Source organism: Pseudarthrobacter sp. MOO13, from assembly GCF_058267655.1.
Genome location: NZ_CM177848.1, coordinates 690,307 through 712,827, shown reverse-complemented (window position 1 = coordinate 712,827; position 22,521 = coordinate 690,307). Strand labels below are relative to the sequence as shown.

Here is a 22,521-nt window from a genome sequence, read left to right as displayed (position 1 = left end):
CGCAGATGAAGGGCGCCCCATGATCGAGATCCTCAACCCCGCCGAAGTGGCCCGCGCACGCGTCACCGGTGCCCTGGTGGCTGACATCCTGCAGGCCATGAAAAGCCGCGCCACGGTGGGCACCAACCTGCTGGACATCGACCAGTGGACCAAGGAGATGATCGCCGCGGCCGGGGCCGAGTCCTGCTACGTGGACTATGCGCCGTCCTTCGGGCGCGGCCCGTTCGGCCACTACATCTGCACCGGGGTCAACGACGCCGTGCTGCACGGGCTGCCCCACGACTACGCCCTGGCCGACGGCGACCTGCTGACCCTTGACCTCGCCGTCGTCAAGGACGGGGTGGCAGCGGACGCCGCCATCAGCTTCGTGGTGGGCGAATCACGGCCGGCGGAGAGCGTGGCGATGATCGAGGCGACCGAGAGGGCGCTTGCCGCCGGCATCGCCGCCGCGGGTCCGAGCGCCAAGATCGGCGACATCTCCTACGCGATCGGCCGCGTCCTCACCGATGCCGGGTACCCCATCAACACCCAGTTCGGCGGCCACGGCATCGGCTCCACCATGCACCAGGACCCGCATGTGCCCAACATGGGCCGGCCCGGACGCGGTTTCAAGCTGCGGCCCGGGCTGTTGCTGGCGCTGGAGCCATGGATCATGGCGGATACGGCGGAACTGGTCACGGACGACGACGGGTGGACCCTCCGCAGCGCCACCGGCTGCCGGACGGCCCACACGGAGCACACCATTGCCATTACGGACGACGGCGCCGAGATCCTGACCCTGCCCTCGCGGTAGGAGCTATACGGTCCCGGCCACGGTGCTGCGGCGTTCCAGGGTCCTGCCGCCTCGGGAAGGGTCAGCCCCTCACCAGCTGGGCAGGCTTGATCGAACTGACCATGGCGGGGTAGTAGCCCTGGGAATATCCGTCGGCGGTGGGGTGGAAGTTGAACTGCGTGTACTGGCCCAGGTTGAACCAGGAGGCGGAGGAACCAATTTCGTGGCCGTTGAATTTGGGGGCGACGTCCACGAACTGGGCGCCGGCGTTCCGTGCCTTGGCCGCGAGGACGGCGTTGAGCTGGTCCGTGCCCTTATCGAACACGGCGGCGGCCGCTGCGGACATGACACCGCCGCCGGCGATGACTGTGGTGGATTCTCCGGCCGTCGCAAAGAGCCGGGGGTAGCCGAGCCAGGCGATCTTGGCATTTGCCGCGTACCCGCGGATTGTTGCGACCGTTCCGGCGACGTCGACCCCGTTTGCGAGCTGGACTCCATAGGCTGCGGCTGCCTGGCACCCGGTAGCCTGTAGCGACGTGTCTGCAGCACACGCTGCGATGATCTGGCCGAAGTTGACGTCGTTGCCGCCGGCGGTAAGGGTAACGAGTCCTGTGGTGCTGTTGAGCGCACCATCAAGGGACGCCTTTGCCGCCTGCTGGGCAATAGTGGGAATACCTGAAGTTGTTGCTCCGACAGTCGCGCCCGCACACGCATAGTCGCCGGTGAGGGCCACCGATTGCAGTTGGTCCAGCAGCGCCACGTCGTCAGGGCCGCCGTGCAAGCAGGCCGGGCTGCCGAACGCCGGATTGACGGCGGCGGTTGGCGCCAGCGAGCCCCAGCCGGCCGAGTAGGAGTCCCCGAGATTGACGTACTTGACGGGGTCCTGGGCGGCGAAGGCCGGCGTGGATGCCCCTGAGAGGATAACGGCGGTGACGGCGGCGAAAGCGGCCGCACTGCGGCGGCAGGCTGAGGGAAACTGCATGATGGGCTCCGTACTGTCCTCGGGTAAACGTGTCCCCTGACGCTAGGGTGCGCGCCGGACGCCCAAACAGGGCCCTTGGACCCTAGGCAAAGCCGGAGCTATTCGGTCCCGGCCACGGTGCTGCGGCGTTCCAGGAGCAGCGTGTCCTGCCAGTGCCCGGCCTTGGGCCCGTTGCTGATCCGGGCTATCCGCTCCCGGGTCCCCACCACGCGGAACCCGAGCCGCTGGTGCAGGACCAGGCTGGCCGTGTTCTCCGGGAAGATGCTGGACTGGATGGTCCAGATGCCCGCGGCCTCGGTGGAATCGATCAGGGCTCCGAGCAGGAGCCGGCCCACGCCCCGGCCGTGCGTCTGCGGCGCCACGTAGATGGAGTGCTCCACGAGGCCCCGGTACACCTCCCGTGACGAAACCCGGGACACGGCGGCCCAGCCCAAGACCCGGCCCGCGTCCTCGGCGATGAGCCGGTGCTCAGGCAACCGGCCGGCGTCGAACGCTTCCCAGGTGGGCGGTTCGCTCTCGAAGGTCGCCTCCCCCGTGGCGATGCCGGCGGCATAGATCGCGTGCACGGCGTCCCAGTCGTCGGGGCGCATGGGGCGGATCGTCACGGGGCTGTCCATGGGTCCCATTATGGTTGACCGGCCCGGCCCCGCTGGCCGGCCGTCGGCCGCGCCGGGGTGTAAAGAATCCGTCAATAAACGGCCCCGTCCACCCCGCCGGAGCCCGTGCAGCCCTTTGATGGAGGCATAGGCAGCAGGTGGGAGGCAGGGAGCGCAGATGCGGTGGGACGAGGCGCCGGAGGACCGTGGCAGGGTCAAGTTCGCCGCCGCAGCCGAGGCCGTGGAGGGCTACGGTGGCCGGCCCCTGAACGGGCGTGCACTGCAGCCGGCCAGCGGCTACCTCTTCCCCGACCAGGACGGCGAGCAATGGTGGGTCATCTTCCAGCCGTGGCCGCCGTCGGGCCTGCACGCCCGCAAAGTTCCCGGCGACATCCTGGCCTGCAACGACTCCTACGGCGACATGGTGCACGTGGTGGTGCTGGCAGCGGGCGTCTGGGAGGACGACGCCGAGGCCGCCTTCCGCGCGCACGTCCCGCTGACCCTGGCGGACGCCGCCAGGGTTGCGGCCACGGTGGCGCACGTGGCGGCACCGGGGCACACCGCACCGGAGCGCCCCGGTCCCGCGCCGAAGCGCACGGACGGGACAACGGCGGACCCGCCGGTCAGCCCACGTGGACCCATGGGCGCTGGGTGACATCCGGAACGGCCTCGCGCAGGACCTCACGGGTCACCGGCGCGATCTCGCCCTCGCCCAGGAACAGGAACCGCACCAGGTTGGTGATGGGGTTGCCCTCAGTCCAGCGGAAGTAGATGTGCGGCATCAGCCCGGTCACGTCCCTGATGTGCAGGAGCACGGAGGCGATGGTGTTGGGCACCACCGGCCCGTGGACTTCCAGGACGTGGTAGCCGTGGCGGTTCACGCCGCGGACATGGAGCTCCGTTTCGAAGTCGGAGGAGTCGTCCACAATGACTTCGAGGAACAGGGCGTCCCCCGCCAGCGGCAGGTGGCTGACCTCGATCGCAGATTCCAGCTTGTCCCGGTACGCCTCCGCTGACAGCCGGAGCGGCTCATGGGCAATGATGGCGATGGGCCCGTCCAGGGTGCTGGACATGAACTCCAGGGCCTGCTGGTCCAGGTGCACCCGGGTGGCGTGCAGCTCAAAGGAACGCCGCACCCTGGACAGCAGGGAGATCACGATGATGCCGAGAATGAAGATGGCCGCGATCCGGATGCCTTCGGGACGTTCGAAGATGTTGGCCACCGTGGTGTACGCGAAAACCACTGAGATGGCGCCGAAGCCGACGGTTAGGTTCCGCTGCCCGCGGCGGCGCGCCGACAACGTCACGGCCACGGCTGCGGAGGTCATCAGCACCAGGACGCCGGTGGCGTAGGCGCCGCCCTGGGCGTCGACATCGGCGTTGAAGATAAAGGTGATCACGAAGCCGATCACGGTAAAGACGAGCACCAGGGGGCGCACCGCCTTGGCCCATCCGGGGGCCATGCCGTAGCGCGGCAGGTACCGGGGAACCAGGTTCAGCAGGCCGGCCATGGCCGAGGCGCCGGCGAACCAGAGGATGCCGATGGTGCTGATGTCATAGACGCTGCCGAATCCGACGCCCAGGTATTCGTGCGCCAGGAACGCCAGGGCGCGCCCGTTCGCCTGGCCACCGGGCTGGAATTCCTGCTCCGGGATCAGGACCACGGTAATGAAGCTGGTGGTCAGCAGGAACACGCTCATGATCGCCGCGGCGGTGGTGAGCATGCGCCGGGCACCGCGGATGCGGCCCGCCGGGTTCTCTTCGGTATCGTCCGCCGCGCCCCGGACCTGCGGCATCACCGCAACGCCCGTCTCGAAGCCGGACAGGCCCAGCGCCAGCTTGGGGAACACCAGCAGCGCGATGGCCACGGCCATCAGGGGATTGCCGTGGGAAACCCACAGGTTGGTCCACCAGTCCCCCATGGCTGCAGGATGGGCGATCACCTGCATCAGGGTGGCCACTACCACCACGGCGTTCAGGCCCAGGTAGAGGACTACCAGGACGACGGCGACGCCGATCGCCTCCTTGAATCCCCGCAGGAACACCGCCGCGAGCAGCGCGAGCAGGAAGAGCGTGACCGGGACGTTCTGGTTTTGCAGCCAGCCGGGGGCAACCGGGTTGCCGATCAGGTGCGCGGTGGCGTCGGCTGCCGAGAGGGTCATGGTGATCATGAAGTCGGTGGCGGCGAACCCGAGCAGGACCAGCACCAGGAGCTTGCCGCCCCAGCGTGGCAGCAGCCGCTCAAGCATGGCGATGGAGCCTTCACCGCGCGGGCTTTCACCGGCAACCCTGCGGTAGACCGGCAGCGCGCCCAGCAGGGTCACCGCCACCAGTACCAGGGTGGCCAGCGGGGAGATGACCCCGGCAGCCAGCGCGGCGATGGCCGGCTGGTACCCCAGGGTGGAGAAGTAGTCCACGCCGGTCAGGCACATGACCTGCCACCACGTGTGCTTGCGTTCGTGCTGCGTCGGAACGCCGCCGGGGCCCTGGTGCGTGCCCTTGCTGTCCTGCAGGCCAAACAGCAGCCAGTCCTTGAGCGCCTTCCTGCCATGCGGGTGGAGCGCGGAAGGATCCGCCGGGGGCCTGCTTAACGTGGTCATGACTGCCTTTCCGCGCTGCCCTGTGCACCGCGATCACTGCGAAGCTAGCACCGGCAAAATTGGCTGGCGGGGGAAAGTGGGTTTTCTTAATGATTCCTTTACGCGTGATGTACGACGCCGTCGGGGGTCTTCGCGGGGCGGGTCACGGTTCGAAGCGGTAGCCCATGCCGGCCTCGGTGAGCAGGTGCCGGGGCCGGGCGGGGTCGGCCTCAAGTTTGCGGCGCAGCTGGCCCATGTAGACGCGCAGGTAGTGGGTTTCGTTCTCGTAGCCGGGGCCCCAGACTTTCCGGAGCATCTGCTGCTGCGTGATCAGCCGGCCGGGGTTCCGGGCCAGCAGTTCCAGGATGGCCCATTCGCGGGGCGTGAGCCGGACCGGGTCTCCCGCACGGGTGACTTTCCGGTTGGCCAGGTCCACTTCGAAATCGCCCACGTCAATCGCCGGGCCGCTGTCCACCGGTTCCGGGTTCCCGCTACGGCGCCCCGCCACGCGCAGCCGCGCCAGGAGTTCGTCCAGGCCGAACGGCTTGGTCACATAGTCGTCGGCGCCGGCGTCCAGGGCCCGGACCTTGTCCACGGATCCGTGCCGGGCGGACAACACGATGATGGGCATGCTGCTGGTCCGGCGGACCCTGGTGATGACGTCCACGCCGTTGATGTCCGGCAACCCGAGATCCAGCACCATCACATCCGGATGGCCGCCCTCCGCATGGTGCAGGGCGGACGTACCGTCCAGCGCCGTCAGCACGCGGTAGCCTTCCGCTTCCAGGTTCACCTGGAGGGCGCGCAGGAGCTGGGGTTCGTCATCGACGATCAGGATGGTCCTCATGGCGTGCTCCCGGCGGGGCGGCGGTCCGGGGTGGCAGCTCCCGCGGAGAGCGGCAGCCTGATGATCATGGTCAGTCCGCCGCCGGGGGTCGGTTCGGCCACCAGCCGGCCGCCCATGGCTTCCGTGAAGCCCTTGGCGACGGCCAGGCCAAGCCCGATGCCGAGCCCTTCCGGGGCGTCATCAAGCCGCTGGAACGGCTGGAACATCGCGGCAGCCGCGGCAGCGGGCACACCCTGCCCGTGATCGACGATGCGCAACTCGCCGACCCCGCCGCCGTCGTCGTCGGTCCTCAGCGTCCCGGCCGACACACCCACGATCACCACCTCCGACTCCGGCGCGTATTTGAGCGCGTTCTCCACGATGTTGGCGATGACCCGTTCCAGCATGCCCAGGTCGGCGTCCACGGCAGGCATGGAGGGTGCAAGGTCAACCCGGATCCGGCCTGCCGGGAGTCCGCGCAGCGCGTCCTCGATCGCGTCCCGCCAGGAGACCGGCGCTGTCAGCGGGGCCGCCGAGCCGCTGGAGATGCGGGACATGTCCAGGAGGTTCGAGATCAGGGCGTCCAGGCGCTCGGTGTAGGACTCGATCGTGGCGAGCATCTCGGCCTGCACCTCCTCCGGCAGCCTGCGGCTTTGGCGGCGCAGGGCGGTGACGGCGAGCTTGATCCCGGCCAGCGGGGTGCGCAGGTCGTGGCTGACTGCCCGCAGGATGGACGTGCGGACGCTGTTGCCCTCCGCCAGTTTGGTGGTGCTTTGCAGCCTTCGCTGCAGGGCCTGGCGCTGGCGCAGCAGCAGGAGGTGGGCGCCGTGGGCTGCGAGGAGGAGCCGGTCGCCGGCGGTCAGGGTCCGCCCGGAGAGGACCAGCGCCGTCCGGTCGTCGGCCAGTTCCACGCTGTCCGTCAAGGCCGCGGCGTCCGGGGCGGGCGGCGGCGCGGCACCCGAGAAGGCCTGGAGTTCCCACGCACCGCTGCCGTCACCCGCAACGGTGAACAACCCTGCGGAGCGGACCTGGAAGGTTTCCCGGACCTTGGCCATGAACGCGGCTACGGTGTCATCGGCAAGCAACGCGTCGCGGGCCAGGTCCGCCAGGGTGGCTGCCTCGGCGCGTGCCCGGGCAGCTTCCCGGGCCCGCCGGGCGGACAGGCCAACCACCAGGGAGACCGCCACCGCCGCCGCCAGGAACACCGCCAGTGCGAACACGTTTTGCGGGTCCTTGATGGTGAACGTTCCCACCGGTTCTGTCTCGAAGAAGTTCAGCAGCAGCGAATCCAGGACCGCCGCGAGCACCGCCGGCCACAACCCGCCAATGAAGGCCACGGCCATGACGCCGGTCAGGTGCACCAGCGCATGGGTGGCGAGGTTGAGGTCCGGGCCGGCGGCCAGGGCAGCGGTCAGGATGACCGGAAGGACGACGGCGAGGACAAACCCGACTGTGGTGCGCGTCCGGCCCAGTGCGGCGGTGGCGGGCCTGGGCAGGCCGGCGCCGCCCTGCGGCCGGGACACGATGTGCACGTCAATGTCGCCGGAGTCCCGCACCACTTTGGCGCCGGCTCCGGAACCGAGCAGCCGGCTCCACAGCCCTCCGGTCGAGGCGCCGATGACGATCTGCGTGGCGTTGACGCTGCGGGCGAACTCCAGGAGCGATTGGGCGGCGTCCTCCCCCGAGACCGTGTGCCAGGTTCCGCCGAGGTCCGTGACCAGGCGCTGCTGGGCGTCCAGTGCGTGGCCGGACTCGGCGGTGCCGCCGTCTCCCCGCCGCACGTGCACGGCCAGCAGGTCGCCGCCGTGGACCCTGGACAGGATCCGGGACGCCCGCCGGATGAGCAGTTCCCCGCCCGGGCCGCCGTCCAGGCCAACCACCACCCGTTCGCGTGCGGGCCAGGTGGCGGTGATGCCCTGGCTTTTCCGGTAGGTCGCCAATCCTTCGTCCACGCGGTCGGCCAGCCAGATCAGGGCGATTTCGCGCAAGGCAATCAGGTTGCCCAGGCGGAATTCGTTGGCCAGGGCCGCATCTATGGCGTCCTTGGGGAATACCTTTCCGTCGGCGACGCGCTGGCGCAGCAGCTCGGGCGGGATATCCACCAGCTCGATGTGCTCTGCCCGCCGCACCACGGCGTCCGGCACGGTTTCACCGCTCGGCTGGTCCGTGATGGCCGCGACGGCGTCCCGCAGCGACGCCACGTGCTGGACGGTAAGGGTGGTCAGCACGTCCGTCCCGGCCGCCAGGAGTTCCTCGATGTCCTGCCAGCGGCGCCCGTTCCGGCTTCCCGGGGCGTTGACGTGCGCATAGTCGTCGACGACGGCCACCTCCGGGTGCCGGGCCAGTACTGCCGGCACGTCCAACTCGGCGGCCGCTGCTCCGCCGGCGCCGGGCACCGGGCGCGGGGCAACGACGTCGAGCCCGTCCAGGAGCAGCGCGGTATCGGTCCTGCCGTGGTCCGCGGCGATGCCGACGGCCACGTCCCGGCCGCACGCCGCAAGGCGGTGCGCCTCGCGCAGCATGGAGTATGTTGTGCCGGCTCCCGTTGCCGCGCCCAGGAAGATGCGAAGCGTTCCCCGTGCCATGTTCACAGTCTTATCCCCTCCGGCCACCCGGACCAACTCCCGGGCTGCCGGCCGCCCGCAGGTACAGGCTATTCCACCCAGCGGAGCAGCCACACGGTCGTGGCCGGCGGCAGGTACCCATCCTGGAGGGCGCCGCTGCTGATCACCACGATCCCCTCGGGCACCGGCACGGGCAAGCGGCCGAAGTTGGCGACGCAGTGCCACCCGTACGGCCGGCTGAAATGCAGCAGGGCGTCGTCCCGGGAGTCCTCCCAGTGGACGTAGTTGAAGGACTCCAGTTCGGTCCGCCAGGCAGAGGCCGCGCGCAGGAAGTCCCGCCGGCCGCCGTCGGGACCGGGCCCGACGTCCGGGTCCACGGGACCCGCATGGTCCGGGTCAACGGGACCCGCGTCCTCAGGGCAGGGCAGCGCCAGGTTGAGGAGCAGGACGGCCCGGATCCAGTGTTCCGCCAGGCTGCGGTCCCGCGGAGGCTGCCGGAGGGCGGCCCGCACGTTCAGTGAAGGCAATCTTTGCTCGATTCTGTAGGAAGACCCGCGCGCCGCAATGGTGCCGGCGCACGCCAGCGTGGAATACCGGGGTGGTTCAGCGCAGGGACCGCTGGAAGGCCAGGCAGGCGGCGCCCTTGCCCCAGAGATCGGCGTCGGCGGGCGCCACCTTGAGCCGGGGCAGGAAGTCGCCACCCTCGAGCGCATACTCCCGAAGGGACGCCGCCAACCGGTCGGCCAGCAGGTCGTAGGCGGCGGAACCTTCGCCGGTGATGACCACCAGTTCGGGGGCGGCAAGGTTGCACACCACTGCCAGGCCCCGCCCGATCCAGCCGCCTGCGTCGTCGAAGGCTGCCCGGGCGGCGGCTGCCCGCCCGCCCTGGCCGTCCCGGGCAAGCTGCATCGCCGTGCCCACATCCGCGGTGCCGGCGGCGGCGGCGATCGCTGCGTCGCCGGCGAGCGCTTCCAGGCAGCCCCGCCGGCCGCAGCTGCACAGCGGGCCGTCCGGAACCATCGGGATGTGGCCCAGTTCCCCGGCGGCTCCTTGGGCCCCGCCGTACACCTTTCCGTCGAACACGAGGCCCAGTCCGATGCCGGGCCCCAAGGTCACCACCGCGAAGTTGCGGGCGTTCCTGCCGTCGCCGAACAGGTGCTCGGCGACGGCCAGGGCGTTGACGTCGTTGTGGACGGTGACGGGCAGCGCGATCTGTTGCGCCAGGGGTGTTGCCACATCCACCCCCCGCCAGCCAAGGATCGGGGAAAAGCGGCATGTCCCGGCGTCGGGATCCACGTGTCCGCTGACCGCCACCCCCACGCCCAAGGCCTTTTCCCGCGCCCCGGGCACCGAGTCGAGCAGCCGGTCCACCAAGGCGGCGACGGCCCGGAAGGTGTCCGCCGGCGCCAGCGGAACACCCACTTCCTCGCCGCGGGCCAGCACGTTTGCGCCCAGGTCCGTGACGACGCCGGAAATGACCTTCGGACCGATCTTGATGCCCACCGCGGTGTGCTTTGTGGCTACGACTTCGATCAGGCGCTCGGGCCGGCCGCGGCCGTTGGGGGTCGTGGGCGCCTCCACCACGTATCCCTGGTCAACCAGCGGCCGGAGTGTCCGGGCGATGGTGGACGGGTCCAGGGATGCCTGCCGGGCAAGCTCCACCCGCGAGATCGGCGCGTGCCGCAGCACCAGGGAGAACAATCCTGCCCGGTGCGGGTCCCTCAGGGCGGGAACCCCGAAGGCCTGCGTCCGTGTGCTCACATGTCCAACTCTATCCAGTTCAGGTTGATGGCTCCCTTGTCCGTTGCACCCCTGCCGATGGTGATCAGGTTCAGGCCGGCGTCGAGCGTGATGGCGCCGTCCGCCACGCCCCAGGTGTCCCAGGTGGCCAGGCCCGGGAAGCTGACGTGGACCGGACCGTCCACGGTGGAACGGTCCGCCTTTTCGGCGGTGACCGTCATGGTGCTGGTATCGCCGGTGGCATTGGCATACCGGTAGCGGATGGCGTAGCTGCCGCGGTGCGGCACCTGGACCGCGAACGTGACCAGCGGGTCCGCGCTGCCGGAGCCCGCCTGGAGTCCGTCCACGAAGCCGTTGCCGTCATACCCGGGGTGGTTGTTGTTAAAGCCGGCCCCGCCTCCCCAAGCTGCGAAGGCCGCGGGGTACCGGGTGGTGCCGTGCATCTTCGGCGGAGTGACGCGGAAGATGGCCGAGGCGTGCGGGGCCAGCGCGGCCGTGGCCCGGGATTCCATGCCCAGGTTCCTGTGCTCCCAGAGGTCCCGGACGTTGCCCCCGGTTGCCAGGCCGAGGTCCTTTGCGAAGTCGATGGTCTTGGTGACCGTTTCAGTGTCGCTGCGGTTGAAGAGCGCAACGCCCCACGAACCGTCCGGAAGCTGCCCGGCCCAGCGTTCGGTGTCACGGGAGCCCGGGTCCTTGGAGAACGGAGTGGCGGACCGGTAGAGGGGCTTGCCCACCAGGCCATCGGCATTGAGCTGGAGGACTTCCTTGTTGGTGTACACCCAGGCGTTGTTGCCGATTTGCTGGTAGGTGTCAGCGATGGCCAGGGGTGATCCGGCCGCGACCATCAGGTTCATCATGGTCTTGCGTTCCTCGTCGCTGGCAAAGGTGCTGGCGCGCATGAAGTCTCCGTCGAGGATCAGCTGGCCCCTGCCGTTGCGGTGTGACCAGCCGGTGAACCCGCAGAACGGGTTGGCCCAGTTGGGCCACGCGTCCTGCCAGTTCTGGCGCATCCCGCTCAGCCGGTCCCAGCCGCCCTTGTCGGCGTCGGCATTGATCCGCACCAGGTCGCCGTTGGCCAGTTCCGCAGAACCGTCCTGGAACATGTGCGGCATTACGAGCGAAACTTCCATGTCCTCGCCGGCGGCCTCGTTGATCCAGGAGAGGGCGAGTTCGTAGTTGGCCCGGCCGTGCGGGGCGTTGACCTGCCCGATGTTCGCGTCCCTTCCGTCCTCGTACCAGGAGAGGAAGTCGATCCGCAGGTAGGGAACGCCGAGGTCCTTGAAGTGGCGCACGTAGCCCTGGACGTATTCCTTGGCGCCGGACTTGGTCACGTCCAGCCAGTACAGCTGGTTTCCGCCGATGTCCCGGGCGAAGAAGTCCCCGGGCACCACCAGGTCCGCGATCTTGATGTCGGGCCGGCCCAGGACGGTCTTGGAAGCGTCTTCGACGGCGGCCCGGTGCACCCAGAGCGGGTTGTAGTAGACACCCAGCTTCATCTTCCGCGCGGCCAGGTAGTTTGCCCAATAAGCCCAGTCGTGCTGCCAGGAATCGTTGTAGCTGGTGATGTAGCCGTTGCCGGTGGTGCGGCTGGAGCCTTCAATCCAGCCGTCGGTGCAGGCGATGTCGTAACCGAACCCGGCGAAGTTTCCGGCCAGCCAGTCGATGTTGGCCTTCCACTCGTTTTCCGGGATGGGGGCGTTGTGCGGGAACGAGTAGCCGTAAATGTTCCAGTACCGGGGGCCGGCACCGCTGCGGGTGAACACGCTGTTCCGGCTGGCCAGGCGCAAGGGCGGCGCGGCCGTGACGGGGACGCCCGGGCGGGCGGTGACGGCGGTGGCGGCCTGGGCGGAGCCTGCCACGCCCAAGGCGTAGGCGAGGGTGGCGGCGCTGCCGGTGGTGAGCAATGTGCGGCGGGACAGGTTCATCATCGATCAGTCCTTTGGGTGGGAGGTCGGGGCACACCAAAGTATTCACGGGCTATATTCGTGCGTCAAGCATTTAATTAATTCCGACGCCGGGCCAGCCCTCGGGCGGGCATGGCACCGGTAAGCCACGGGGTCAGTAAGCTGGGCAGATGCCCGACGTTGCCGCACTGGCCCCCACCCTCGCGGCCATCGCCATCCTGGCGGCACTCACGGTGGGCATCCTCTGGGGCTCGCGCACGCCGTCGTACCTCTCCCCCGCCCTGGCCATCCTCCGCGGCGTGCTGCAGCTTGCAATCATCAGCCTTGTCCTGGGAGGGGTGATCACCAGCCCGGCGTGGGTCGGCCTGGCCCTGCTGGTCATGTTCTCCGTGGCGTCCGTGACGGCTACGCGGCGGCTCAGCTGGTCCTGGCGGCGGTTCGCCGTGGTGGCCGCAACCATGGCGGCCGGCATCCTGGTGACGGTCGCAATCGTCTTCGGCACCGGTGCCATCGAATTTTCGCCGCGCTACGCCCTGGCCGTGGGCGGGATTGTGATTGGTAACTCCATGACCATTGCCACGCTGGCCGGCCGCCGCTTCGTCGAGGCCGTCCTGGAGCAGTGGGACCAGGTGGAGGGCTGGCTGGCGCTGGGCGCGACTCCCCGGCAGGCCACCCTCAGCCAGGCCCGGCAGGCGGTGCATTCGGCGCTGATCCCCGCCACGGACCAAACCAAGACCACCGGACTGGTCACGCTTCCCGGCGCATTCGTGGGCGCCATCTTTGGCGGCGCTTCGCCCCTGGAAGCGGGCCGGTTCCAGGTGGTGGTGCTGGCGTCCATCATGGCGGCAGGGTCCATTACCGCCGTCGCGTTGATCCGTTCGCTGGGCAACGTCACGGTCCGGCCCGACCCGTTGTAGGGCTGCGCGCCGTCACGGCCCCGGCAGCACGGGGCGCCGATTACGCGCCGGGGTGCTGCTTTCCCTAAAGTGGTACCGGGTAATCAGTGGAAGAAGGGGTGGCGATTGGCATGAGCGCGCCGTTCCGCTTCCCCCGCGCCTTCGCGTTCACGGCGGCAATGTTCGCCCTCGCTGCCGGAGCCCACGTGGTGGCCCGTGGCGTGATGCCGCACCCGGCCATCGTCGCCGGGCTCTTTGCCCTGGTGCTGCTGCCCGTCATGGTGCTCGCCAGGATCCGGGTCAACTCCCCAATGATGGCCGGCCTGCTCATCGGCGGCCAACTGCTCCTCCACGAGGCCTTCAGCACCCTGTCCGCTTCGTCCGGCTTCACTCCTGCTCCGGAAGGCCACGTCCACCCGGGCGAACCGCTCGCCGCGGCAGCAGTGGCAGCGGCCCCGGAACACCTCCACGCTACGGACCCGCTGATGCTGGTCCTCCACGCCGCGGCCACCGTGTCCACCGCCCTGGTGCTGGCCCGCGGCGAAGCGGCCGTCTGGGCCCTCGCGGCCTGGCTGCGGCCGCTGATCCGTATCCTGACGGCGGCGTTCCTTCCCGACTGGCCGCAGCTTCCGGCTCCGCGCCGCGTTGTTGTGGTGCTGCGCGCCGAGGTCCTCCGGCTTCCCGCACTGCGCGGTCCGCCGCGCGCTGCCGCCTCCTGAGCGGCACCTGCCCCCACCATGCTGCCCGGGCCCAAGGCGATGCCCTTGGACCGCTGCCATTGCGCGCGCCCCGGTCAGCCATGTCCTCGCGCCCGGCCGCAGCCGCAGGCCGCCCCCGGCGCACCCATACCTTGTGAAAGCGACATCATGAATACCTCAATCCGCCGCACCGCCAGAGCCTTCGCCGCCATCACCGCAGCAGCCGGAATGCTCGCCGCCGGCGCCGCCGCCGCGTCAGCCCATGTCTCCGTGGATCCGGGCGACACCGGCGCCAACGGCTACTCGCGCCTGACCTTCAACGTCCCCAACGAGTCCCCCACCGCCAAGACGAACAAGCTTGAGGTCAAGCTGCCCACCGACACACCCTTCACCTCCGTCTCGGTCAAACCGGTGGAGGGCTGGACCGCGCAGGTCATCACCGGTGACCTGCCCACGCCGGTGACGGTGGCCGGCGCCACGGTCACCAAGGCACCTACTTCCGTGGTCTGGACCGCGGACGAAGCCCACCAGTTGGGGCAGAACCAGTACCAGGCGTTTTCGCTCTCGGTAGGCCGCCTCCCGGCCGAGGGGACCACGGTGGTGCTGGAGGCCGCCCAGGGTTACAGCGACGGGACGGTGGTGAACTGGAACGAGCGCAGTGCTGACGGGCAGCCCGAGCCCAAGCACCCGGCCCCCTCCTTCACCACCACAGCCGAGGACGGCGCCGCGGCGCACACCACCCCGGCCTCGGCTGCCGCCTCGACTGCTCCCGAAGCCCCGGAGGCCATCGAGCGCACCTCCGATGCGACCTCAATCTGGGGCGTTGTCCTCGGCGCTGCAGGGTTTGTCCTGGGCGCCGCCGCCCTGGCACTGGTGCTGGCCGGCCGCCGGTCCCGCCCGGCAGCCAAGTAGCAGGGGCCCGGATGTTTGCGAATCTGCTCCGCTGGTTCCGGCGCTGCCTGCTGGTCCTGGCCGTGGCGGCATGTTCGGTTGTCCTGGCCGCGCCCGCGCAGGCGCACGATGTGCTCGAATCCAGCGATCCTGCGAATGGATCGTCTGTTCCGGCAGTCCCCGGCCAGATCGGACTGACCTTCGACCGCACGCCGATGGGCATCGGCTCGGTGATCCAGGTGCAGGATGAGACCGGCACGGACCAGGCCGACGGCGCCGTCACGATTGTCGACAACCATGTCACCCAGGCCGTGAAGGCCGGTGCACCGGCGGGCAAATACACGGTGATCTGGCGGGTGGCTTCCTCCGATGGCCACCCCATCGAAGGAACCTTCACGTTCACGGCCGGCGCCGGAAACTCCAGTGCGGCGCCGGCCCCAGCTGCTGCTGCCGGTTCCGGCGGGCCCCAGGCAGGAGTGCTGATTGCCGGCGGGGCTGCCGCCGTCCTGGTCATCGGCTTGGCCGGCGGGGCGGTGCTGGTGCGGCGGCGGCTCCGGAGCGCGGAGTCCGACGCCTGACATAGCCAGCGCCTGACGACGCCACAAACGGCCGGGGCGGGCTCTGCGCCACATGCGCAGAGCCCGCCCCCGGGTCGTCGGGTAGATCCCTGTATCAGCCCTGCTTCACGAGCGCGGCTTCAAGGTTGATCTTCACCTTGTCGCTGACCAGCAGGCCGCCGGCTTCCAAGGCGGCGTTCCACGTCAGGCCAAAGTCCTTGCGGCTGATCTCGGCTTCGGCGGAGAAGCCTGCCCTCGTGGCGCCGAAAGGATCCACGGCAACACCGGTGAACTCCACCTCGAGCTCGACCGGTTTGGTGACACCCTTGATGGTCAGGTCGCCCGTCAGGGTGTATTCCTCGCCGTCACCCTCAATGGCGGTGCCGCGGAATGTCATCTCGGGAAACTTCTCGACGTCGAAAAAGTCCTCACCCCGGACGTGCGCGTCACGGTTGGCATCCCCGGAGTCGAAGCTTGCCGTGGCCACGGTGGCATGCACGGTGGATTCGGCCAGGGACTCCCCCACCCGGGCTTCGGCCTGGGCATCGGTGAAGCGGCCCCTGACCTTGCTGATCCCGGCATGCCGGACGCTGAAGCCGATCTCGCTGTGCGACATGTCCAGGGTCCAGGTTCCAGGGGTGAGTTGCTGGGGAAGGGTCATGGTCATTCTCCTTGCTCGTAGGGCCGCAGGCTTTGCTGCCCGCTATGGGCGCAAGGTTGCGGATGGTCCTAAATATTCCGCATCGGACCCGCATTTATAAGGGGGCCGGGTGAACCGGAAGGGAACTTCGGGCGTATACATAAGCGTGGCACTAAGACTATTGACCGCCCTTGCATTGTTCATTGACGCCGGCGTACACCTGTTCCTGGCCCCGGGCTACCAGAACGCCCAGCCGGGCACCGTCAGCCAGGGCACCCTGTTCCTCTTGGAGGCCGCGGCGGCGCTCGTGGCCGGAATCTTTGTCCTGCTCCGCGGCAGCCGGGCGGCCTATGCCGTGGCCCTGCTGGTGGCACTGAGCGCCTTCGCGGCCGTGATGCTGTACAGGTACGTTGATATCCCGGCTATCGGACCGATCCCCGCCATGTACGATCCCGTCTGGTTCTTCTCGAAGACCCTCAGCGCCGTCGCCGAGGGAGCGGGCGCCCTCCTGGCCGCCGTGGGACTGGCGCGGGTGTCCGGGAAGCGGCGCTCCGCCGTCGTGAAGCGCCGCGCGACGCGTCCCGGCACGTGATTCCCCGTCCGGATTCCGCGGCACGCCGGTGGCCCGGGTCAGCCGCCGTCGTCAGCGTGCGGGCGGAGGCGGCAGGGCCTCGCGGCGCGGCCGGACGTGCCGTCCCCGACGCCTTGGCCGCCCTGGCCGCCTACGGTTTGTTGGCGCTGTGGCTGTCGTCCTTGTCAGCCCCCGGAATTCCCCTGCAGCTGGCAGGCCTGGGTGCGGGCGCGATGGTCACGGGCGCGGCGGCTGCTTCCGTGCTGCGGCGGGCCCCCAGGTTCTCCACCCCGGCCGACCGCGTGACGCTGCTGCGCGCCGTCCTCGCCGCCCTCTGCGCCGCATTGGCGGTCCCCCAGCTGTTTACGGGGCCGCGGGCGGACCTGCTGATTCCGGTCCTGGGCGGGCTGGCCTTTGCGCTGGACGGGGTGGACGGGGCGGTGGCCCGGCGGACCGGGCTGTCCTCCACGGCGGGGGCGCGGTTTGATGCGGCCACCGACGCCGGGCTGGTCCTGGCGTTGTCCGTTGCGGTCGCTGCCCGGGTGGGGCCGTGGGTGCTGGCGATTGGGGGGATGTATTACGTTTTCGTGGCCGCGGGACGATTCCGGCCGCACCTCCGCGGGTCGCTGCCCCCACGCCAGTCCCGGAAGGCAATCGGGGCGTTTCAGCCGTTCGCGCTGCTCCTGCCGCTGATTCCCGGCATCCCCGCGGCCGCCGCGGTGTCCATTCCGGTCGCGGCCCTCGCGCTGCTGGCGTTTTCCTTCGGGCGGGACGTGGTCCAGCTGGAGCGCCGCCACCGTGCAGTTCTCCTGGAATCCGGCGCAGCCAAGGCCGGCTCCGGACCAATCACGCCCTGAGCTGAGCGGCTATCCTGCTGCCCCGTCCAAGCTGGCGAGGGCCTTCCGGAGCCGCGTCCCGGCGTCGTCCGCCACGTCCTTGACCGCAGGCGCGTCGCTGAGCTGGACCATGGCCTGCGGGTCGATCGCCTCAACGGTGGTTTCCTGGGCATCTGCCTTCCGCCGCACCACCACGTTGCACGGCAGCAGGGCGCCCATTTGCGGTTCGGCGGCGAGGGCGCGGCTGGCAAGGGATGGGTTGCAGGCGCCAAGGATGACATAGTCCCCGACGGCGTCTGCGGCGTCGGTGCCGAGCTTGGCTTCGAAGGTGGAGCGGATGTTGATTTCCGTCAGGATCCCGAAGCCCTGCGCCGCAAGGGCCGCGCGGGTGCGTTCCAGCGCTTCGGCCCAGGGAAGGGCGACGGTGGTGGCCAGCGTGTAGGTCATGATGCTCCTCGAAGTTGCCGGAAAGTGTCCTGCGGACGGGTCAGGCGAGGGAGAGGAAGAGCTTCTCCAGCTCTTTCCGGTCCATGGTTTCGTCTTTTTGGGTGATGCACTGCTCCAGGCCGGTGGCGATGATGGCGAAGCCGGCGCGGTCAAGGGCTTTGGAGACGGCCGCCAACTGGGTGACGACGTCCTTGCAGTCCCGGCCTTCCTCGAGCATCCGGGTGACGGCGGCGAGCTGGCCCTGGGCGCGCTTGAGGCGGTTGATCACGGGCGTGAGTTCGGTTGGGTTCAGTTCCATAAGGGGTTCTCCATCGGTGGGGTGCTCCCTCCAAGGGTATACCCCCACGGGTGTTTTGACTACCCCCGGGGGTATCTGTGATACTCGGTGGGGTATCCACCAGCCCCTTTTGAGAGGCCCCCATGACATCCCCTTCCACAGCAACCGCTGTTACCGCACTCGCCCCCGGGACCCTGCGGACGTGGTTTAACACGCACCAGGACCTGATGGTGATCGACGTGCGTTCCGCTGCTGAATTCGAGTCCATGCACATCCGCGGTTCCTACAACGTGCCGCTGCCCCTCCTCTCCGAGCACACCGGAGAACTCGCCGCCCGGCTGGGCTCACGCGTGGTCCTGGTCTGCCAGTCCGGCGTCCGGGCCGAGCAGGCCCGCCAGCGGATGGCGGCGGCTGGCCTCGATTCCGCCTACGTCCTCACCGGCGGGGTGCCCGGATTCGCGGCCGCCGGCGGCGACGTGGTCAAAGGCAAGGACCGCTGGGACATGGAGCGCCAGGTCCGCCTGGCCGCCGGATCCCTGGTGATGCTGGGACTGGCCGGCGGCAGGTTTGTATCCCCCAAAATACGGATGCTGGCCGGAGCCATCGGCACCGGCCTGACCTTCTCCGCCGCCACCAACACCTGCGCCATGGGCAAGGCCCTCTCGGCGATGCCCTGGAACAAGGCCGCCGCGGAGCCCACCCGCGAAAGCGCCATCCTGCAGCTTCCCGTCCATGGCCCTGAAGAGGACGCCGCGGCATGATCCCTGCCCTGGGTCTGGGGCTCGTCGTCGGAATCGTCCTGGGCGTGGTGGGCGGCGGCGGCTCCATCATCGCCGTTCCCGCACTGGTGTACGGGGTGGGTTTGAGCCCCGCCCAGGCCATCCCCACGTCGCTGCTGGTGGTGGGCATATCGTCACTGGCAGCCCTGCTCCCCCGCATCCGGGAGGGCCTGAACTGGCCCGTCATCGCATTGGTCGGGGCCGCCGGCATTCCGGCCGCCTGGGCCGGCGCCGCGGTCGGCAAAGTCCTGGATCCGGCCATCCTGATGCTGGCGTTTGCCGGAATCATGGTGGCCGCGGGCATCCGGATGCTGAGCAAACCCCGCGAAAGCGAGGGAACCTGCAGCACGGGGCCATACCGGGCCTTCCGGTCCTGCGCACCCAAGGCCGTGGGTGTTGGCTTGCTCGTCGGGTTCCTCACCGGACTGCTTGGCGTGGGCGGCGGGTTCCTCATCACTCCCGCACTGACCATCCTCCTGGGCCTGCGGATGAAACAGGCGGTGGGAACCTCGCTGGCGATCATCGTGGTCAACTCCGCAGCCGGATTCAGCGCCCACGCCGCCGGTTACACGATCGACTGGGCCACCAGCCTGGCCTTCGCCGCCCCGGCCATCCTGGGATCACTGGTTGCCGCGCGGTTCGCGCGCCACCTGAAGGACAAGCACATCCGCATCTCATTCGCGGTGCTGATCTTCGCCGTCGCGGCGTGGGTCACCGCCGGCACCGTCACCGCCTGACACCCCCAACACCGTTAGCCCGAAGGAGAACCACCATGGCTGAAATCACCATCACCGAAGCCGACCAGCGCCGCCACGCCGCCCGAATCCTCGATGTCCGCGAGGACTTCGAAGTCGCCGAAGGCATGATCCCCGGGGCCCTGCACATCCCCATGGGCCAATTGCAGGCGCGCCTGGGCGGGCTCGACCCGGCCGTCCCGGTCATCGCGGTCTGCCGCAGCGGCAACCGCAGCGCCGCGGTCGCCGACGCCCTCAACGGCGCCGGCTACACAGCGGACACCATGGCCGGCGGCATGACCGCCTGGACCCGCGCCGGACTTCCCACCACCTGACATTCCGGGGGATATCTCTAGTTGTTGTATACCCCCCCTGGTATCTAAAATTGGTCCCAGGATTTCATATCTTTCCCCTTCGAAGGAGCACCAGATGCTGCTTGAACGCATATACGACGAAGACCTGGCCCAGGCCAGCTACCTGATCGGCTGCCAGGCCAAGGGCGAGGCAATCGTGGTGGACGGCCGCCGGGACATCGCCGTCTACAGAGACCTTGCCGCCAAGAACGGCATGAAGATCGTGGCCGTCACCGAGACCCACATCCACGCCGACTACCTCTCCGGCACGCGCGAACTGGCCGCCGCCACCGGCGCGAAAATCTACGTGTCCGGCGAGGGCGGACCCGACTGGCAGTACGGGTTCGACGGCGAGCGGCTGCACGACGGCGACACCATCACCCTGGGCAACATCACCATCAAGGCAGTCCACACCCCCGGCCACACCCCGGAGCACCTGTCCTTCCTGGTCACCGACGGTGCGTTCAGCGACAAGCCCGGCTACCTGCTCTCCGGAGACTTCGTGTTCTCCGGCGATTTGGGCCGGCCGGACCTGCTGGACGAGGCCGCCGGCGGCATCGACACCCGCTTCGAGGGCGCCAAGCAGCTGTTCGCCAGCCTCCGCGACAAATTCCTTGCCCTGCCGGACTACGTCCAGGTCCACCCGGGCCACGGCGCCGGCAGCGCCTGCGGCAAGGCCCTGGGCGCCATCCCTTCCTCCACCGTGGGCTACGAACGCCTCTACGCCTGGTGGGGCCCCTACCTGGCCACCAACGACGAACAGGGCTTCATCAACGAACTGCTGGACGGCCAGCCAGACGCCCACGCCTACTTCGCCCGCATGAAGCGTGGGAACCGGGAAGGCCCCGCCGTCATGGGCGAACGCGCCCCGCTGCAGGAACTGGACACGGACGCCGTCGCCAAGGGCCTGGCCGGGGATACCCTGACCTTCATCGACACCCGCTCCAGCAGCGAAGTCCACCAGGGCACGGTGGTCCGGTCCCTGAACGTACCGGCCGGCAAGTCCGTTGCCAGCTACGGCGCCTGGGTGGTCAACCCGGAAACGGACACGAACCCGCTGGTGCTCCTGGCCAAAGACCAGGAACAGGCCCAGGACCTGTGGGACCATCTGGTCCGCGTGGGCATCGACAACGTGGCCGGCTACCTCACCGACATCAAGGGGTTGCCCACCTTCACGCCGAGCCTGATCCAGCCTGAGGAACTCGAGGGTTTCGAAGCGGCCATGGTCCTGGACGTCCGCAACAAGACCGAGCACAAGGCAGGACACATCCCCGGCTCCCACCAGCTCAGCGGCGGCCGCGTGATGTGGCACCTGGATGAGCTGCCCGCCGGCGGCACCATCGTGTCCTACTGCCAGTCCGGCGTGCGCAACTCCGTGGCCGCCAGCGCCCTGCGCCGTGCCGGGTACGACGTCGTCGAACTCGACGGCAGCTACGCCGCCTGGAACGCCTGGCGGAACAGCGTCCCCGCAGCCTGAGCAGGCAATTCCCCCAGACCGCCCGGGCAGGACCCCCTCTTGCCCGGGCCCGGCCCGGACGCGTCCCCCGCGCGTCCGGGCCACCTTCCGCCTCCCCAGAACGGAGCCACCAGAACGGAGCCACCATGCAGGGCACCACCTTCCGCAGCACCAGCGGATCCACCCCGGCGGTGCCGGGCCTGCGGCAGAACCTGGCCCAGTTCATGCTGCTGGTGGCCGTGAACGCACTGGTGGGCGGCACCTTGGGCCAGGAGCGCACCGTTCTTCCCCTGCTTGCCGCCCGGGAATTCCACCTCGACCTGTACACGGGCGCACTGACCTACATCCTCGCCTTCGGCCTGTCCAAGGCCGCCATGAACTATTTCGCCGGAACCCTCTCGGACCGGTACGGCCGGAAACCGGTCCTCATCGCCGGCTGGCTGGCCGCGGTCCCCGTCCCGCTGATGCTCATGCTCGCTCCGTCCTGGGGCTGGATCGTGGCGGCCAACGTGCTGCTGGGCGTCAGCCAGGGCCTCACCTGGTCCACCGCCGTGATCATGAAAATGGACCTCGTGGGTCCTAAGCAGCGCGGCCTGGCCATGGGCTTCAACGAGGCCGCGGGCTATCTCGGGGTCGCCGTGACGGCCCTGGCCACCGGCTACCTCGCCACCGCCTACGGCCTGCGCCCGGCCCCATTCCTGCTGGGAGCGGCGTACATCGCCCTGGGTCTGGGCCTCACGGTCCTGGCCGTCCGCGAAACCCACCACCATGCCCGGACCGAGGCCGCGCAGCATGCCACAGGACGGAATACCGCCCATGCCGGCCTCACCACCGGCCAGGTATTCACCCTCACCAGCTTCACGGACCGCTCACTCTCCGCGGCCAGCCAGGCCGGGCTGGTGAACAACCTCAACGACGGCCTGGCGTGGGGCCTCTTCCCTGTCCTGTTCGCCGGCGCCGGGCTTGGCCTGGGCCAGATCGGCATCCTGGCCGCCGCCTACCCGGCGGCCTGGGGCGCCGCCCAACTGGTGACCGGCGCCGCCTCGGACCGCTGGGGACGCAAGTGGTTCATCGCCGCGGGCATGCTGGTCCAAGCCGGCGCCCTGGCGGTCATTGCCTCCGCGCACGCCTTCGCACCATGGCTCGCCGCCGCCGTCGTGCTGGGCCTCGGTACCGCCATGGTCTACCCAACACTGCTGGCAGCCATCGGCGACGTCGCCCACCCGGGGTGGCGCGCCCGTTCAGTGGGCGTGTACCGGCTGTGGCGCGACGCCGGATTCGCCGTGGGTGCCCTGCTCTCCGGAGTGCTCGCGGACCTCTACGGCATCCCCGCGGCCATCGCCGCCGTCGCGGTGCTCACCGCACTCTCGGGCCTGGTGGTTGCGGCGCGGATGCGCGGGAACGACCACGCGGCGGGATAGCC

General features: G+C 69.3%; 24 protein-coding genes. 13 read left to right on the top strand and 11 right to left on the bottom strand.

What is annotated here, in order from left to right; all coding sequences use genetic code 11:
* Positions 1–19: 19 nt before the first annotated feature.
* Entirely contained in the window at positions 20–793 is a 774-nt protein-coding gene (gene map / locus AC4EEO_RS03255; RefSeq protein ID WP_491339857.1) for a type I methionyl aminopeptidase, read from the top strand.
* Between the two features lie 61 nt (positions 794–854).
* On the opposite strand, the gene AC4EEO_RS03250 is transcribed toward map, so the two are convergent.
* Entirely contained in the window at positions 855–1,754 is a 900-nt protein-coding gene (locus AC4EEO_RS03250) for an SGNH/GDSL hydrolase family protein (protein WP_491339856.1), read from the bottom strand.
* A 98-nt stretch (positions 1,755–1,852) separates the two neighbouring features.
* On the bottom strand, positions 1,853–2,371 hold the full coding sequence (locus AC4EEO_RS03245) for a GNAT family N-acetyltransferase (protein WP_491339855.1): 519 nt from the start codon (positions 2,369–2,371) through the stop codon (positions 1,853–1,855).
* A gap of 157 nt (positions 2,372–2,528) precedes the next feature.
* On the opposite strand from AC4EEO_RS03245, the gene AC4EEO_RS03240 reads away from it, so the two are divergent.
* Entirely contained in the window at positions 2,529–3,005 is a 477-nt protein-coding gene (locus tag AC4EEO_RS03240) for a hypothetical protein (RefSeq protein ID WP_491339854.1), read from the top strand.
* Here the strand turns inward: AC4EEO_RS03240 and AC4EEO_RS03235 are convergent.
* From AC4EEO_RS03235 to AC4EEO_RS03210, 6 genes are all read right to left on the bottom strand, one after another.
* Positions 2,974–4,950, bottom strand: coding sequence for an APC family permease (locus AC4EEO_RS03235; RefSeq protein ID WP_491339853.1), 1,977 nt, complete (start codon positions 4,948–4,950; stop codon positions 2,974–2,976). The two genes, AC4EEO_RS03240 and AC4EEO_RS03235, sit on opposite strands and share 32 nt — an antisense overlap.
* A 142-nt stretch (positions 4,951–5,092) precedes the next feature.
* Entirely contained in the window at positions 5,093–5,776 is a 684-nt protein-coding gene (locus AC4EEO_RS03230) for a response regulator (RefSeq protein WP_491339852.1), read from the bottom strand.
* The gene (locus AC4EEO_RS03225; protein WP_491339851.1) at positions 5,773–8,340 is read right to left on the bottom strand and encodes a DUF4118 domain-containing protein; all 2,568 of its coding nucleotides are present in this window, start codon (positions 8,338–8,340) and stop codon (positions 5,773–5,775) included. The genes AC4EEO_RS03230 and AC4EEO_RS03225 overlap by 4 nt, the downstream gene beginning before the upstream one ends.
* A gap of 68 nt (positions 8,341–8,408) precedes the next feature.
* Positions 8,409–8,846: a hypothetical protein gene (locus AC4EEO_RS03220; protein WP_491330502.1), complete on the bottom strand. Its 438-nt coding sequence runs from the start codon at positions 8,844–8,846 to the stop codon at positions 8,409–8,411.
* Positions 8,847–8,922: 76 nt separating this feature from the next.
* Complete coding sequence (locus AC4EEO_RS03215; RefSeq protein ID WP_491339850.1) at positions 8,923–10,080, bottom strand: ROK family protein; 1,158 nt, start codon at positions 10,078–10,080, stop codon at positions 8,923–8,925.
* On the bottom strand, positions 10,077–11,987 hold the full coding sequence (locus AC4EEO_RS03210; RefSeq protein ID WP_491339849.1) for a hypothetical protein: 1,911 nt from the start codon (positions 11,985–11,987) through the stop codon (positions 10,077–10,079). Before AC4EEO_RS03210 ends, AC4EEO_RS03215 begins: the two co-directional genes overlap by 4 nt.
* Before the next feature lie 146 nt (positions 11,988–12,133).
* Here AC4EEO_RS03210 and AC4EEO_RS03205 point away from each other — a divergent pair, with 146 nt between their 5' ends.
* The 4 genes from AC4EEO_RS03205 (at position 12,134) to AC4EEO_RS03190 (ending at position 15,026) form a co-directional block, all read left to right on the top strand.
* Positions 12,134–12,880, top strand: a complete 747-nt coding sequence (locus AC4EEO_RS03205) for an ABC transporter permease (protein ID WP_491339848.1) — start codon at positions 12,134–12,136, stop codon at positions 12,878–12,880.
* A gap of 110 nt (positions 12,881–12,990) precedes the next feature.
* Positions 12,991–13,578 carry a hypothetical protein gene (locus AC4EEO_RS03200; protein WP_491330506.1) on the top strand — a complete coding sequence of 196 codons (588 nt, stop codon included), beginning with the start codon at positions 12,991–12,993 and terminating at the stop codon, positions 13,576–13,578.
* A 147-nt stretch (positions 13,579–13,725) separates the two neighbouring features.
* Positions 13,726–14,469 carry a YcnI family copper-binding membrane protein gene (locus tag AC4EEO_RS03195; protein ID WP_133830522.1) on the top strand — a complete coding sequence of 248 codons (744 nt, stop codon included), beginning with the start codon at positions 13,726–13,728 and terminating at the stop codon, positions 14,467–14,469.
* A gap of 11 nt (positions 14,470–14,480) precedes the next feature.
* Positions 14,481–15,026 carry a copper resistance CopC family protein gene (locus tag AC4EEO_RS03190; RefSeq protein WP_109045269.1) on the top strand — a complete coding sequence of 182 codons (546 nt, stop codon included), beginning with the start codon at positions 14,481–14,483 and terminating at the stop codon, positions 15,024–15,026.
* 94 nt (positions 15,027–15,120) lie between these two features.
* Here AC4EEO_RS03190 and AC4EEO_RS03185 read toward each other — a convergent pair whose 3' ends face one another.
* Positions 15,121–15,666, bottom strand: coding sequence for a YceI family protein (locus AC4EEO_RS03185; protein ID WP_109045268.1), 546 nt, complete (start codon positions 15,664–15,666; stop codon positions 15,121–15,123).
* Positions 15,667–15,811: 145 nt separating this feature from the next.
* Between AC4EEO_RS03185 and AC4EEO_RS03180 the strand changes: the two genes are divergently transcribed.
* Positions 15,812–16,237, top strand: a complete 426-nt coding sequence (locus tag AC4EEO_RS03180; protein ID WP_491330508.1) for a hypothetical protein — start codon at positions 15,812–15,814, stop codon at positions 16,235–16,237.
* The gene (locus AC4EEO_RS03175) at positions 16,234–17,073 is read left to right on the top strand and encodes a CDP-alcohol phosphatidyltransferase family protein (protein ID WP_491339847.1); all 840 of its coding nucleotides are present in this window, start codon (positions 16,234–16,236) and stop codon (positions 17,071–17,073) included. The genes AC4EEO_RS03180 and AC4EEO_RS03175 overlap by 4 nt, the downstream gene beginning before the upstream one ends.
* 9 nt (positions 17,074–17,082) lie before the next feature.
* Here AC4EEO_RS03175 and AC4EEO_RS03170 read toward each other — a convergent pair whose 3' ends face one another.
* Both AC4EEO_RS03170 and AC4EEO_RS03165 read right to left on the bottom strand, forming a co-directional pair.
* Positions 17,083–17,499, bottom strand: coding sequence for a DUF302 domain-containing protein (locus AC4EEO_RS03170; RefSeq protein WP_133830525.1), 417 nt, complete (start codon positions 17,497–17,499; stop codon positions 17,083–17,085).
* A gap of 40 nt (positions 17,500–17,539) precedes the next feature.
* Positions 17,540–17,797, bottom strand: a complete 258-nt coding sequence (locus tag AC4EEO_RS03165) for a metal-sensitive transcriptional regulator (RefSeq protein ID WP_109045264.1) — start codon at positions 17,795–17,797, stop codon at positions 17,540–17,542.
* Positions 17,798–17,919: 122 nt separating this feature from the next.
* Here AC4EEO_RS03165 and AC4EEO_RS03160 point away from each other — a divergent pair, with 122 nt between their 5' ends.
* From AC4EEO_RS03160 to AC4EEO_RS03140, 5 genes are all read left to right on the top strand, one after another.
* The gene (locus AC4EEO_RS03160; RefSeq protein ID WP_491339846.1) at positions 17,920–18,537 is read left to right on the top strand and encodes a rhodanese-like domain-containing protein; all 618 of its coding nucleotides are present in this window, start codon (positions 17,920–17,922) and stop codon (positions 18,535–18,537) included.
* Entirely contained in the window at positions 18,534–19,292 is a 759-nt protein-coding gene (locus AC4EEO_RS03155) for a sulfite exporter TauE/SafE family protein (RefSeq protein WP_491339845.1), read from the top strand. Before AC4EEO_RS03160 ends, AC4EEO_RS03155 begins: the two co-directional genes overlap by 4 nt.
* Positions 19,293–19,327: 35 nt before the next feature.
* Positions 19,328–19,624 carry a rhodanese-like domain-containing protein gene (locus AC4EEO_RS03150; RefSeq protein ID WP_491339844.1) on the top strand — a complete coding sequence of 99 codons (297 nt, stop codon included), beginning with the start codon at positions 19,328–19,330 and terminating at the stop codon, positions 19,622–19,624.
* Between the two features lie 94 nt (positions 19,625–19,718).
* Positions 19,719–21,119: an MBL fold metallo-hydrolase gene (locus AC4EEO_RS03145; RefSeq protein WP_491339843.1), complete on the top strand. Its 1,401-nt coding sequence runs from the start codon at positions 19,719–19,721 to the stop codon at positions 21,117–21,119.
* A gap of 125 nt (positions 21,120–21,244) precedes the next feature.
* Positions 21,245–22,519 carry an MFS transporter gene (locus AC4EEO_RS03140; protein ID WP_491330514.1) on the top strand — a complete coding sequence of 425 codons (1,275 nt, stop codon included), beginning with the start codon at positions 21,245–21,247 and terminating at the stop codon, positions 22,517–22,519.
* Positions 22,520–22,521 lie beyond the last annotated feature (2 nt).